The sequence below is a fragment of the Variovorax sp. GW460-12-1-14-LB1 genome (assembly GCF_059423605.1).
On the sequence record NZ_JBWKYF010000074.1, the window covers coordinates 5,142 to 18,396 of the forward strand.

At 68.1% G+C, this 13,255-nt stretch carries 13 protein-coding genes; 4 read left to right on the forward strand and 9 right to left on the reverse strand.

Features of this window, described 5'->3' with window-relative positions; translation table 11 throughout:
* The first annotated feature begins 110 nt into the window (after positions 1-110).
* A complete protein-coding gene (locus AC07Y4_RS27205) occupies positions 111-2,594 on the forward strand; it encodes a glycogen/starch/alpha-glucan phosphorylase (protein WP_487848773.1) in 2,484 nt (827 codons plus the stop codon).
* Between the two features lie 24 nt (positions 2,595-2,618).
* Here AC07Y4_RS27205 and AC07Y4_RS27210 read toward each other — a convergent pair whose 3' ends face one another.
* The 4 genes from AC07Y4_RS27210 to AC07Y4_RS27225 all read right to left on the reverse strand — a co-directional run bounded on the left by AC07Y4_RS27210 (position 2,619) and on the right by AC07Y4_RS27225 (position 5,365).
* Entirely contained in the window at positions 2,619-3,089 is a 471-nt protein-coding gene (locus AC07Y4_RS27210; protein ID WP_099794719.1) for an ExbD/TolR family protein, read from the reverse strand.
* Between the two features lie 15 nt (positions 3,090-3,104).
* Positions 3,105-3,800 carry a MotA/TolQ/ExbB proton channel family protein gene (locus tag AC07Y4_RS27215; RefSeq protein WP_095743304.1) on the reverse strand — a complete coding sequence of 232 codons (696 nt, stop codon included), beginning with the start codon at positions 3,798-3,800 and terminating at the stop codon, positions 3,105-3,107.
* Positions 3,801-3,827: 27 nt separating this feature from the next.
* Positions 3,828-4,628 (reverse strand): 4-hydroxy-tetrahydrodipicolinate reductase, encoded by an 801-nt coding sequence (dapB, locus tag AC07Y4_RS27220; RefSeq protein WP_487848910.1) that lies wholly within the window; start codon positions 4,626-4,628, stop codon positions 3,828-3,830.
* 176 nt (positions 4,629-4,804) lie between these two features.
* Positions 4,805-5,365, reverse strand: a complete 561-nt coding sequence (locus AC07Y4_RS27225; RefSeq protein WP_062481043.1) for an outer membrane protein assembly factor BamE — start codon at positions 5,363-5,365, stop codon at positions 4,805-4,807.
* 85 nt (positions 5,366-5,450) lie between these two features.
* Here AC07Y4_RS27225 and fur point away from each other — a divergent pair, with 85 nt between their 5' ends.
* Positions 5,451-5,870, forward strand: a complete 420-nt coding sequence (gene fur, locus AC07Y4_RS27230; RefSeq protein WP_062481042.1) for a ferric iron uptake transcriptional regulator — start codon at positions 5,451-5,453, stop codon at positions 5,868-5,870.
* A gap of 67 nt (positions 5,871-5,937) precedes the next feature.
* Here fur and hprK read toward each other — a convergent pair whose 3' ends face one another.
* From hprK to AC07Y4_RS27250, 4 genes are all read right to left on the reverse strand, one after another.
* Positions 5,938-6,897: an HPr(Ser) kinase/phosphatase gene (gene hprK / locus AC07Y4_RS27235; RefSeq protein WP_062481041.1), complete on the reverse strand. Its 960-nt coding sequence runs from the start codon at positions 6,895-6,897 to the stop codon at positions 5,938-5,940.
* Between the two features lie 101 nt (positions 6,898-6,998).
* Positions 6,999-7,466, reverse strand: a complete 468-nt coding sequence (locus AC07Y4_RS27240) for a PTS sugar transporter subunit IIA (RefSeq protein WP_042581318.1) — start codon at positions 7,464-7,466, stop codon at positions 6,999-7,001.
* 191 nt (positions 7,467-7,657) lie between these two features.
* A complete protein-coding gene (hpf, locus tag AC07Y4_RS27245) occupies positions 7,658-7,987 on the reverse strand; it encodes a ribosome hibernation-promoting factor, HPF/YfiA family (RefSeq protein ID WP_013538898.1) in 330 nt (109 codons plus the stop codon).
* A 319-nt stretch (positions 7,988-8,306) separates the two neighbouring features.
* Positions 8,307-10,424: an ATP-dependent helicase gene (locus AC07Y4_RS27250; protein WP_487848774.1), complete on the reverse strand. Its 2,118-nt coding sequence runs from the start codon at positions 10,422-10,424 to the stop codon at positions 8,307-8,309.
* Positions 10,425-10,649: 225 nt separating this feature from the next.
* Here AC07Y4_RS27250 and corA point away from each other — a divergent pair, with 225 nt between their 5' ends.
* A complete protein-coding gene (corA, locus tag AC07Y4_RS27255) occupies positions 10,650-11,636 on the forward strand; it encodes a magnesium/cobalt transporter CorA (protein WP_056584267.1) in 987 nt (328 codons plus the stop codon).
* 57 nt (positions 11,637-11,693) lie between these two features.
* A complete protein-coding gene (locus AC07Y4_RS27260; RefSeq protein ID WP_062481040.1) occupies positions 11,694-12,446 on the forward strand; it encodes a YoaK family protein in 753 nt (250 codons plus the stop codon).
* 9 nt (positions 12,447-12,455) lie between these two features.
* On the opposite strand, the gene AC07Y4_RS27265 is transcribed toward AC07Y4_RS27260, so the two are convergent.
* On the reverse strand, positions 12,456-13,226 hold the full coding sequence (locus AC07Y4_RS27265; protein ID WP_487848775.1) for a 5'-methylthioadenosine/adenosylhomocysteine nucleosidase: 771 nt from the start codon (positions 13,224-13,226) through the stop codon (positions 12,456-12,458).
* Between the last annotated feature and the right edge of the window lie 29 nt (positions 13,227-13,255).

A 13,255-nucleotide genomic window follows, 5' to 3' on the forward strand; every position in this document is an offset into this window, starting at 1 on the left:
GCCCCCCGGCCGACTGGGGCACGGCAGCCGCACAGTACATCGATGTGTACCAACGGGCGTTGGCCTGAGCCCCCGCCCCACACCCCACCACCCACTCCGGGAACGCCCTCATGACGATCAAGGACTTCGCCTACGACCACCCCGACCGCGACGTTGCCGCCTTCAAGCGCGCGGTGGCCAACAAGCTGATCTACGCCGTCGGCAAGGACCCCGTGGCCGCCAGCCAAGACGACTGGCTGCACGCCACCGCGCTGGCCGTGCGCGACCAGCTCGTCGAGCGCTGGATGACGACCACGCGCGCCAACTACGCGCAGGACCTCAAGCGCGTGTATTACCTCTCGATGGAGTTCCTCATCGGACGCACCTTCACCAACGCGCTGCTCGCCGTCGACCTGTACGGCACCGTGCGCGAGGCGCTGGCCGACTTCGGCGTCGACATGGCGGCGCTGGCCGAGCGCGAGCCCGATGCGGCGCTCGGCAACGGCGGCCTCGGGCGGCTCGCGGCCTGCTTTCTCGATTCGATGGCCACGCTCGGCGTGCCCGGCATGGGCTACGGCATCCGCTACGAGTACGGCATGTTCCGCCAGCGCATCGTCGACGGCCAGCAGGTCGAAACGCCCGACTACTGGCTCACGCGCGGCAACCCGTGGGAGTTCCAGCGGCCCGAGGTGAACTACCGCGTGCGCTTCGGCGGCCACGTGCAAAAGCGCGAAGGCAAGAACGCGCCCTACGGCGCGGCCGACTGGGTCGACACGCACGACGTGCTGGCCGTGGCCTACGACACCATCATTCCCGGCTACGGCACGCAGGCCACCAACACCTTGCGCCTGTGGTCGGCGCGCGCCACCGAGGAGATCGACCTGTCGGCCTTCAACCGCGGCAACTACATGGCGGCGGTGGAGAGCAAGAACCACTCCGAGAACGTCTCGCGCGTGCTCTACCCCGACGACTCCACGCCCTCGGGCCGCGAACTGCGGCTGCACCAGGAGTACTTCTTCTGCAGCGCCAGCGTGCAGGATTTGCTGCGGCGCTACCTGCGCAACCACACGAGCTTCGACCAGCTGTCCGAGAAGGTCAGCATCCACCTGAACGACACGCACCCGGTGCTGGCCGTGCCCGAGCTCATGCGCCTGCTGCTCGACGAGCACGGCCTGGCGTGGGACGTGGCCTGGGGCCACACGCAGAAGGTGTTCAGCTACACCAACCACACGCTGATGCACGAGGCCCTGGAAACCTGGCCGGTCGAGATGCTCGGGCGCATCCTGCCGCGCCACCTGCAGATCCTGTACGACATCAACGCGAAGTTCCTGGCCGCCGTGACGCAGACGCACGGCCAGGACGTCGAGCTGGTGCGCCGCCTCTCGCTGATCGACGAGACCGGCGAGCGCCGCGTGCGCATGGCCTACGTGGCGGTGCTCGCGAGCCATTCGGTGAACGGCGTGTCGGGGTTGCACTCGGAGCTGATGAAGCAGTCGATCTTTGCCGACTTCGCGAAGATCTTTCCCGAGCGCTTCAACAACAAGACCAACGGCGTCACGCCGCGCCGCTGGCTCGCGCAGGCCAACCCGCCGCTGGCCGCGCTGCTCGACCAGCGCATCGGCAAGGGCTGGCGGCGCGACCTGTCGCAGCTCGAAGCGTTGCGCCCGATGGTCGCGCAGCCCGCCTTCGTGCGCGCCTTTCGCCATGCCAAGCGCGAGAACAAGCTGCGGCTGGCCAACTGGGTCGGCGAGCACCTGAAGCTCGACCTGGACACCGACGCGATGTTCGACGTGCAGGTCAAGCGCATCCACGAGTACAAGCGGCAGCTGCTCAACGTGCTGCACGTGATCGCGCGGTATCACCGCATCCTCGATGCGCAGGCCAGCGGCACGCCGGCCGACATCGTGCCGCGCGTGGTCGTGTTCGCCGGCAAGGCGGCCTCGGCCTATGCGATGGCCAAGCAGGTGATCCGTCTCATCAACGACGTGGCGGCCACCGTGAACGCCGACGCGCGCGTGGGCAAGCTGCTGAAGGTGGTGTTCCTGCCGAACTACAGCGTGAGCCTGGCCGAGATCATCATGCCGGCGGCCGACCTGTCGGAGCAGATTTCCACCGCGGGCACGGAAGCGTCAGGCACCGGCAACATGAAGTTCGCGCTCAACGGCGCGCTCACCATCGGCACGCTCGACGGCGCCAACGTCGAGATGCGCGAGAACGTCGGCCCCGAGAACATCTTCATCTTCGGCCACACCACGCCCGAGGTGGCCGACATCCGCGCCCGCGGCTACCAGCCGCGCGAGATCTACGAGGAGAACGCCGAACTCAAGCGCGTGCTCGATGCCATTCGCGACGGCGCGTTCTCACCGGGCGAGCCCGCGCGCTACCAGGGCATCTACGACGCGCTCGTGAACTGGGGCGACCATTACCTGCTGCTGGCCGACTACGCGAGCTATGTCGCAAAGCAGGCCGAGGTCGATGCGCTGTACCGCGACACGGAGGCGTGGACACGCATGGCGATCCTCAATGTGGCGGGGATGGGGGCGTTTTCGTCGGACCGGACGATCGCGGAGTACGCGCATGAGATCTGGCATACGAAGCCAGTGATGCTCGGCTGAGGCGGGCGGGCCGGGCCCGCAAGCTCAGCGCGGTTTGGCGGGGGCCGCCTCGGCCTCGGTGACAAAGCCGATGCGGCTCAACCCGGCCTTGTTCGCGATGCCCATGAGCGCCACCACCTTGCCGTAGGGCACGGTCTGGTCGGCGCGCAACTGCACCTCGGTGTCCTTGCTGTCGGCGGCGGCTTTTTCGAGCTGGGCGGTCAGCTCTTCATCGGTCACGGGCTTGTCGTTCAGGAAGACCTTGCCCGACGCATCGACCGACAGGCTCACGAACTTCGGCGTGTCGTTGGGCTGGCCCGCGTCGGTCTGCGGCAGGTCGAGCTTGATCGAGCTGGCCATCAGCGGCGCAGTGATGATGAAGATCACCAGCAGCACCAGCATCACGTCGACCAGCGGCGTGACGTTGATGTCGGACAGCGGACGCTGCCCGCCCGCGCCCATGGCCCGTCCGCCGCCTGCGGCGCTGCTGCCCAGTGAGGTGCGTCCGAAGGCCATGGTGCGTGCTGCGCCTTAAACGGGCATCGGCCGCGCGGGCGGCGGTGCGGCGGGTGCCGGCGCTTCGCCGAAGCTGCCGAGCAGGTCGTGCGCGAAGCCTTCGAGTTCGGCCTCGACGCGGCCCACCACACGGCCGAACACGTTGTAGGCCAGCACGGCCGGAATGGCGACGGCGAGGCCGAAGGCCGTCATGACGAGCGCCTCGCCGACCGGCCCGGCCACCTTGTCGATGGTGAAGCCACCGGTCTGGCCCGCGATGCCCGCCAGGGCGCCGTAGATGCCCCAGACGGTGCCGAGCAGACCGACGAAGGGCGCGGTGGCGCCCACGGTGGCCAGCAGGATCTGCCCCGCCTGCAGGCGCCGCAGCGCGCCGTGCAGCGCACCGCGCAGCACGCGCGTGAGGCGCTGGTTGCGATCGACCGTGGCGCCCAGCGTGCCGCCGGGGGCTTCGGTGGCGGCCTGGCGCAGCGCGGCCACGGCGGGGCGCACGAGTTCGGCGCGGTCGAAGGCTTGCAGCTTCTGCTCGGCCTCGACCAGGGTGGCCGACTGCCAGAACGCCGCGATGCTGCGCAGCACGTCGCGCGTGCCGCCGCGCAGCAGCCAGGCTTTCCAGAGGATCACGACCCAGCTGGCGATCGACATCGCGAGCAGCAGCGCGGCCACCGAACGGCTGACGCCGTCACCGTGGGTCAGCAGTTCGAGCACGCTCATCCGCGTCCTTGGTTTTGTGCGCCTGGCTTAACGCAGGCCGAGTACGTCGAACATGTCGAACAGGCCGCTGCGCTGGCCGCTCAGGAAGCGCACCGCACGCAGCGCGCCCTGCGCGTAGGTCACGCGGCTGGACGACTTGTGGGAGATCTCGATGCGCTCGCCGATGCCCGCGAACAGCACGGTGTGGTCGCCCACGATGTCGCCCCCGCGGATGGTGGCGAAGCCGATGGTCGACGGGTCGCGCTCGCCCGTGATGCCTTCGCGGCCGTACACGGCGCAGTCCTTGAGGTCGCGGCCCAGCGCGTCGGCGATCACCTCGCCCATCTTGAGCGCGGTGCCCGAGGGCGCGTCGACCTTGAAGCGGTGGTGGGCCTCGACGATCTCGATGTCGTAGCCGGTGGCCATCGCGCGGGCGGCCATGTCGAGCAGCTTGAGCGTGACGTTGACGCCCACGCTCATGTTGGGCGCCAACATGATGGCGATGTCTTTGGCGATCTCGGCGATCTCGGCCTTCTGCGCGTCGCTGAAGCCGGTGGTGCCGATCACGGCCTGCACGCCCAGCTCGCGGCACACGGCCAGGTGCGCCATCGTGCCTTCGGGGCGGGTGAAGTCGATCATCACCTGGGCGTCCTGCAGGCCGGTGCGCAGGTCGGCCACGATGGGCACGCCGCTGGTGAAGCCCAGGAAGGCCGCGGCATCGGCGCCGAGGGCGGCGCTGCCTGCGATGTCGAGCGCGCCGGCCAGGCGGCAGTCGGGCGCGTTGCGCACGGCTTCGATCAACATGTGACCCATGCGGCCCGAGGCGCCGGCGATCGCCACCCGGCGCAGCGCGGGAGCGGAGGAAGAAGAATCGGAAGTGGGGGTGGTGGTCGGTTCAGTCACGGGGATTCGGTCGTTGAAAAGTCCCTACGGGAGCCATGGACACCGACGAAAGCCGCCCCACCGGTCCGGCGGGCACCGCCCGCAGGAGGGGTGGCCGCCGCCGGAGCCCGTGCCGCGCACGCTCAGCGCGCGGCTTCGAGCGGGGGGTAGGCGGCCGGCAGCGCGGGCATGGGGGCTGCCGGGGTGCCGGTGGTGTCGGCTTTCTTGTCGGCCTTGGGCGCGAATTTCTTGAGCTCTTCTTCGGTGGCCTCGAGCTGCGGCACCTTGCCGCTCTTGCGGCGGGTGTCGAGCGTGGCGACGAATTCTTCTTCGCTGGGCATTTCGTCGCCCTCGAAGCGGTCCATGAGTTCGCCGTTGAAGAACACGGTCAGGCGGCGCTCCTGCGGATCGACGCCCTGGCGGCGGATCGTGAAGACGTAGTCCCAGCGGTTGGCGTGGAAGACGTCGTTCAGCAGCGAGGTGCCGAGGATCTCGCGCACCTGCTGGCGCGACATGCCGGGCTTGAGTGCCGCGACTTGTTCCTTCGACACGAAATTGCCCTGCACCACTTCGACTTTGTAGGGGGTGACGGCAGACAGCGCGCCACGCGTGCGTTCGCTGAAACCGCTGCAGGCACCGAGGGCGAGCGTCGCCGCAATGGCAGCAACCAGCAACCAGGGCCGGCGTTGGAGGATGGCAGGCATGGGAGAAGAGGGGGTAGCGATATGATCGAACATTGTAGCGGCCGAGCCTGAAGGCCCGGCCTCAGCCCAGGGCGCAGGAACCATCATGGCCAACATCGACGAACTCAAGAACACCGGCCTCAAGGCCACCTTGCCGCGACTGAAGATCCTCGAGATCTTCCAGACCGGCAGCCAGCGGCACATGACGGCGGAAGACGTCTTCCGCGTGCTGCTCAACGAACACTCCGACATCGGCCTGGCCACCGTGTACCGCGTGCTCACGCAGTTCGAGCAGGCCGGCATCCTGGAGCGCAGCCACTTCGAAAGCGGCAAGGCGGTCTACGAACTGAACGAAGGCACGCACCACGACCACCTGGTCTGCACCTCGTGCGGCAAGGTCGAGGAGTTCTACGACGCCGAGATCGAACGGCGCCAGCAGATGATCGCCAAGGACAAGGGCTGGGTCCTGCAGGACCACGCCATGTCGCTGTACGGCCTGTGCGGCGACTGCGTCAAGAAGCGCTGACGCCGGCCCCCCCCCCGCGAAAGCAGAAAGCAGCCCTTCATTTCGAAGGGCTTTTTTCTTGCCTGTCTCAGTCCGGGTCGCGCCCGCTTTCCATCGCCTTGTGGTGGCGGGCCACGAAGTCGGCATAGGTGTCGATGCCGCGCAGCTGCAGGATCGAGTTGCGCACCGCAGCCTCCACCAGCACGGCGATGTTGCGCCCGGCCACCACCTGGATGATGACCTTGCGCACCGGGATGCCCAGCACGTCCTGCGTGAGCGGCGCCGAAGGCATGCGCTCGTAGTCGCGCTCGAAGCTGTCGCGCCGCACGAGGTGCACGATGAGCTTCAGCCGCATCTTCCGGCGCACCGCCGTCTCGCCGAAGATCGCGCGGATGTCCAGGAGGCCGATGCCGCGCACCTCCAGCAGGTTCAGCAGCAGGTCGGGGCAGCGGCCCTCGATGGTGTTCTGGTTGATGCGGTACAGGTCGACCGCGTCGTCGGCCACCAGGCCGTTGCCGCGCGAGATCAGCTCCAGGCCAAGCTCGCTTTTACCGAGGCCCGACTCGCCCGTGATCATCACGCCCATGCCCAGGATGTCCATGAACACGCCGTGCATCGAGGTGCGCTCGGCAAAGTGCTTGGACAGGTAGGCGCGCAGCAGGTCGATCACGAAGGCCGACGACTCGCGCGTGGCAAACAGCGGCAGCTGGGCGCGCTCGCAGATCGACAGCAGCTCGTCGGGCGCGGCCTGGCCGTCGGCCAGCACCAGCATCGGCGGCTCCAGCGTGACGATGCGCCCGATGCGGCGTACGCAGTCTTCCTTGCTGCCGCGCGTGAGGTAGGCCACCTCGCGCGCGCCCAGGATCTGCACGCGGTACGGGTGGATGTAGTTCAGATACCCGACCAGGTCGGCGGCCGACTGCGCGCGGCTGATGACGTCGGGGTCGAACTGGCGCTCCGAGGCGCCCAGCCCCGCGAGCCATTCCCAGCGGAGCGACCCGCGGAACTCCTCGAACATGGCATCGGCGCTGATGACGGTCGGCTTCATGCGTGCGGCGGCCGGCGCGGGACGCCGGCATTCTGGTCAGGATGGAGGGAGAGAAAAGCGTCGCCGCAGCTTATCAGCAGCGGCCCGCCCGGCGCGTGCGCTCAGGCGACCTGGGTCGATTGCCAGCCGGCGATGAGGCCGTGCAGCGCGGCGGCATCGGTGCTGGACTTGATCTGCTCGCGCAGGCCGGCGTCGCTCAGCAGCTCGGCAATTTCAGACAGGATTTCGAGGTGCTTCTGCGTGGCCGCTTCGGGCACCAGCAGGAAGATCAGCAGCGCCACGGGCTGCTCGTCGGGAGCGTCGAAGCCGATGGGGTTCGCCAGCTGGAACACGGCGGCCATCGGCGCCTTGAGGCCCTTGATGCGGCCATGGGGAATGGCGACGCCGTGGCCCAGACCGGTGGAGCCGAGGCGCTCGCGCGCGAACAGGCTGTCGGTGATGAGGGCACGTCCCAGGCCGTGAAGGCTTTCGAACAGAAGACCCGCTTCTTCGAAAGCACGTTTCTTGCTGGTGGCGTCAACGCTCACGAGCACTTGAGCGGGCGGCAGGATGGACGCGAGGCGATTCATGGTGGGGTCAGAGCGGGGGCGATTATGCACCTCATCGGTAAAAACCCCCAGTCCCTCTAATTACTTTCGTCTACATGTGTTGCCGAGAGGCGTCGCTTCCTCTGGGGGCCTTGCAAAGCCCCACCAATGTGGTCGGACAAACAAAAGGCCGCCCGAAGGCGGCCTGGGATGCGGGGCGCGGGGCCCGGCGTTTACATCACGCGCTTGGGCGCCACGTGATGGTGGTCCTGCAGGCGATCCTTGTGGCGGACCACCTGGCGGTCGAGCTTGTCGACCAGCTCATCAACCGCGGCGTACAGATCAGCGTGGCTCGATTCCGCGAACATGTCATTGCCCTTGACGTGAATGTTGCACTCCGCCCTTTGGCGGCGTTCCTTTTCCTTCTGCTTTTCCACCGTGAGGATCACCTTGACATCGACCACCTGGTCGAAATGTCGCGTGATCCGGTCCAGCTTGCTCGTGACGTAGGTGCGCAAGGCAGGTGTGACGTCGAGGTGATGACCGCTGATCGTCAAATTCATGAATGACCTCCTGAGAATTGACGGTTGGGGAAATGACCGCGCTCCGGGATGAAGCGTGGCCGGCGAAACAGGTTTGGGGGAGAACGGGAGAAGAGGAAGAGAGAGGTGAGAAAGGGGGCGGTCGGATTCACTATGCCCAAGCTGTCACGGTATTGCAATACCGGGGCTTGCCCGAGTGACGGGCCGGTGTATTGCATGCCCTAATCCGCTATTGATTCCATAGCTGCCCCCGTGCAGTGGCATGCCCTTGCGGCACATTGGAAGCAAGTGTTTCCACGCGCCGCGCGCAGTGACCCTCCCGCCCGCAGGGCCGGCCCGTTCAGCGCCAGGCGGCGCGCATGCGGTTGCGCAGGTCGATCACCGCGGCCGGCGGCGGCACGGCGGGCGGCAGCACCGGTGGCGGCGGCCAGGTCTGCAGCTCGAAGCCCGCGAGGTCGGCCTCCGTGATGAAGCGGGTGCGGTTGGCGTACAGGTGCCGGTCGCCGCGTGCCGCCTGCTGCGTGATGTGGAAGCGCTGCGGCATCACCAGGTGCAGGTGGTCGCGGGCCCGCGTCATCGCCACGTAGAGCAGGCGCCGTTCTTCTTCCAGCTCGTGCGCGCCCTGCGCCACGTCGGCCGGCATGCAGCCGTCGACCACGTTGATCACATGCACCGAATTCCACTCCTGACCCTTGGCCGAATGGATGGTCGACAGGATCAGGTAGTCCTCGTCGAGCGAGGGCGGGCCGGGCCGGTCGCTGGTCGCCTCGGGCGGGTCGAGCGTGAGTTCGGTGAGGAAGCGTTCGCGCGAGCCATAGCCGGCCGCCAGCCGCGCCAGTTGCTCGACGTCGGCGCGCCGCACGCCCGAGGTGTCTTCGTACAGCCGCTCCAGGTGCGGCTGGTACCACTGCATGGCCACCTCCACGTCGGCCGGCCACTGCAGCGACGGCGCGCGCAAGGCGGCATAGGCCTGGGCGAAGTCGGCCCACTGTTCGCGCGCTGCGGAGGGCGGCACGAAGTCCCGCACGGCCGCGGCCGGGTCGGCCGCCTGGTCCATCGCGTCGAGCAGGCGCGTGCCGGTGGCCGGGCCCACGCCCGGAATGAGCTGCGTGACCCGGAAGCCCGCCATGCGCCCACGCGGGTTCTGCGCGAAACGCAGCACCGCGAGCAGGTCCTTCACGTGCGAGGCCTCGAGGAACTTGAGCCCGCCGAACTTCACGAACGGGATGTTGCGCCGCGCCAGCTCCAGCTCGAGCGCCGCGCTGTGCGACGAGGTGCGAAACAGCACCGCCTGCGACTTCAGCGCCAGCCCGCCTTCGCGGTGCGCCAGGATCTTGTCGGCCACCCAGCGCGCCTGCCCGGCCTCGTCGGGCACGAGCACCAGCACCGGCTTGCCCGCCGAGGGCTTGTCGGTCCACAGCGTCTTGGCATGCCGTTCGGCGGCCTGCGCGATGACGCGGTTCGACACGTCGAGGATCGGCTGCGTCGAGCGGTAGTTGCGCTCCAGCGTGACGACGCGCGCCTCTTGTGAGAACTGCGAGGGAAAGTCGAGGATGTTGCGCACCGTGGCGCCGCGGAACGAATAGATCGACTGCGCGTCGTCGCCCACCACCGTCACGCCGCGCCCGTCGGGCTTCATCGCGCGCAGGATCTCGGCCTGCAGCAGGTTGGTGTCCTGGTACTCGTCGACCAGCACGTGGTCGAAGCGCGCGCCGACGTGCGCGGCCAGCGCGGGCTCGGCGACCATCTCGGCCCAGTAGAGCAGCAGGTCGTCGTAGTCGAGCACGTTCTGCTGCTGCTTGGCCTCGACGTAGGCGCCGAACAGCGTCTTGAGCTGGGCCTCCCACTCGGCGCACCAGGGAAAGCTGTCCTTCAGCACGGCGGCCAGCGGCGCGCGCGTGTTCACGCAGCGCGAGTAGATCGACAGGCAGGTGCCCTTGCGCGGAAAGCGGTTGACCGTGGACGACAGGCCCAGCTCGTGCCGCACCAGCCCCATGAGGTCTTCGGCGTCGCCGCGGTCGTGGATGGTGAAGTTCTCGTCCAACCCGATCTGCGCGGCGTACTCGCGCAGCAGCCGCGCGCCGATGCCGTGGAAGGTGCCGGCCCACGGCAGCGCCGGCGGGCGCTCCGACTTCAGGCCCAGCACGCGCGCCAGCACCTGGCCTGCGCGGCGCTCCATTTCCTGCGCGGCGCGGCGCGAGAAGGTGAGCAGCAGCAGGCGCTGCGGATCGACCCCGTCCGCGATCAGGTGCGCCACGCGGTGCGCCAGCGTGCTGGTCTTGCCCGAGCCGGCACCGGCGATCACGAGCAGCGGCCGGTGGTCGGCGCCGACCGCCGCGCCCACGCCGTGCTCGACTGCCGCGCGCTGGTCGTCGTTGAGCGCGGCAAGCGCCGCGGCCAGGCGCTCGGCTTGCGTCTTCGGCGGGGTGGAAAGAACGGGGGACGCAGGGGTCTGCATGGGCACGACTTTACTGTATGTCCGTCCAGTTCGAGTGCCTTGTCGCCCTGTGGCCGGTGACATAATCGCGCCTCGCTGCAACCGGAGACTCCCCTTGGAAACCGCCCCGTCTCGGCAGCTTTCAACTCCCTGGCGACGCTGCGCGTGATGTACTGACGCCGGGTCCGCGGGAATTGAAAGCGCCCCGCCCTCGCCCATCGTTCAGTCACCCCCGGGAGTGAGCCCATGCTCAACATCTTTACGCTCGCCAACGGCCGCCTCGTCCAGGAAGAGATCGAGTCGCTCGAAGAGCTCTCCAAGTTCCAGCCGATCTGGGTCGACCTCGAGTCACCCACGCTCGAGGAAAAGCGCTGGATCAAGCAGTACTACGGCCTCTCGATTCCCGAAGACGCGATGGACGAGGACATCGAGGAGTCGGCGCGCTTCTACGAGGAAGACAACGGCGAGCTGCACATCCGCTCCGACTTCTTGATCGACGACGACGAAGACCCGCGCACGGTGCGCGTCGCCTTCATCCTGAACCAGCACAACACCGACCTGCGCAGCCGCGGCGTGCTGTTCTCGATCCACGACGAAGACGTGCCCGTGTTCCGCCTGCTGCGCATGCGCGCACGCCGCGCACCGGGGCTGATCGAAGACGCCAAGGAAGTGATGCTCAAGCTCTTCGACGCCGACGCCGAATACTCGGCCGACACGCTGGAGAACATCTACGACGAGCTCGAGGTGGCGGGCAAGAAGGTGCTGTCGGGCAACGTCAGCGACGAGCTGGCCGGCGAGGTGCTCGGCGCCATCGCGCGGCAGGAAGACTTGAACGGCCGCATCCGCCGCAACGTGATGGACACGCGCCGCGCCGTGAGCTTCATGATGCGCAGCAAGATGCTCAACGCCGAGCAGTTCGAAGAGGCGCGCCAGATCCTGCGCGACATCGAGTCGCTGGACAACCACACGGCCTTCCTGTTCGACAAGATCAACTTCCTGATGGATGCGACCGTCGGTTTCATCAACATCAACCAGAACAAGACCATCAAGATCTTCTCGGTGGCCAGCGTCGCGCTGCTGCCGCCCACGCTGATCGCGAGCATCTACGGCATGAACTTCAAGTTCATGCCCGAGCTCGACTGGGCCATGGGCTACCCCTACGCCATCGCGCTGATGGCCGCCAGCGCGCTGGTGCCGATGTGGTACTTCCGCCGGCGCGGCTGGCTCAAGTAGTCGCTGTACTGGGTGCTAGAGTGGCTGCCGGCAGGCAGCTGACCTGGAGAGCCCCCCGTGCGCAGACTTCGTTTCCTCACCAACCGCCACCGCGCGCCGTCGACGAACACCGCGCTCGGACTGCTGCTGGCCTTCAACGCCGGCGCCATCAATGCGGGCGGCTTCCTCGTGCTGCACATGTACACCTCGCACATGACCGGCTTCGCCTCGCAGCTGGCGGACGGCATGGTGCTGGGCAACCTCACGCTGCTGCTGAACGCGCTGGGTGCGATCCTGGCGTTCGTGAGCGGCGCCGCGGTCTGCGCGGTGCTGGTGAACTGGGCGCGGCAGCACCGGCTGCATGGCGTGTATGCGCTGCCGCTGCTGCTGGAGGCCGCGCTGATGTTCCCCTTCGGGCTCGCCGGCGCCATCACGCTGACTTGGGCCACGCCGTTCGCGGTGCCGCTCACGGTGCTGCTGCTGTCGTTCATCATGGGCCTGCAGAACGCCGTGGCGTCGAAGACCTCGGGCGGCAGCACACGCACCACCCACATGACCGGCAACATCACCGACGTGGGGATCGAGCTGGGCAAGATGCTCTACTGGAACCGGCGCGCGCCGTCCACGCCGCTGCCGGTGCGCCACGACCGCAGCCGGCTGCGCCGCTGCGGCGGGCTGGTCGCCATGTTCGTGCTCGGCGGCGCCGTGGGTGCGCTGGGCTTCAAGCACGTGGGCTTCATCTGCGTCGTGCCACTGGCCGCGCTGCTGCTGGCGCTGTCGATCCCGCCGCTGCTGCGCGACCTGCCGCAGCTGCGCCGGCTCGCACCGTAGGCAGGTTCTTCAGGCCGCGTCGCGCGGCAGGGAGGCGAGCCATGCGTCGACGAGCGCGAGGCTGTAGCGGCTCGCCACCTCGGCCACGAAGCGCGTGAAGTCGCCATGCGCGGCATCGTCGGCGCGGTCCGAGATGGTCCGCAGCGCCGCGAAGGGCACGCCGTAGTCGTGGCACGCCTGCGCCATCGCAGCGCCTTCCATCTCGACGGCGAGTGCGTCGGGCAGCGAACGCTGCAGGGCCCCACATTCCGCGGTGGTCGACACGAAGCGGTCGCCACTGATCAGCAGGCCGCGATGCACCTTCGGCGACCGCAGATGGAACTCATCGACCGCCTTCTGCCCCACCAGGCTCACCGGATCGCGCAGCGTGCCTTCGGCCACCGCCGCCAGCGCATCGCCGATGGCCGCATCGGCCGCGAAACGCGAACGCCCCATCAGCGGCACCTCGTACTTCGGAAAGATCGGCGAGGCGTCCATGTCGTGCTGCAGCAGCTCGGTCGCCACAACCACGTCGCCGACGTTCACGCCCGGCGCCAACCCGCCCGCCACGCCCGTGAACACGATCGCCCGCACGCCGAAGCGCTCGAGCAGCACCGTGGCGGTGACCGCCGCCGCGACCTTGCCGATGCGCGACAGCACCGCGACCACGGGTTGGCCCTGCAGGTGGCCGACCCAGAAGTCGCGGCCGGCCACGCGCACGCGCTGCTCGTCGGGCATGCGCGCGAGGAGCGCACTGAGCTCCTCGTGCATGGCCGCGACGATGGCGATGGGCGTGGACAACACAACAGAACTCAAAACAAGACTTTCTC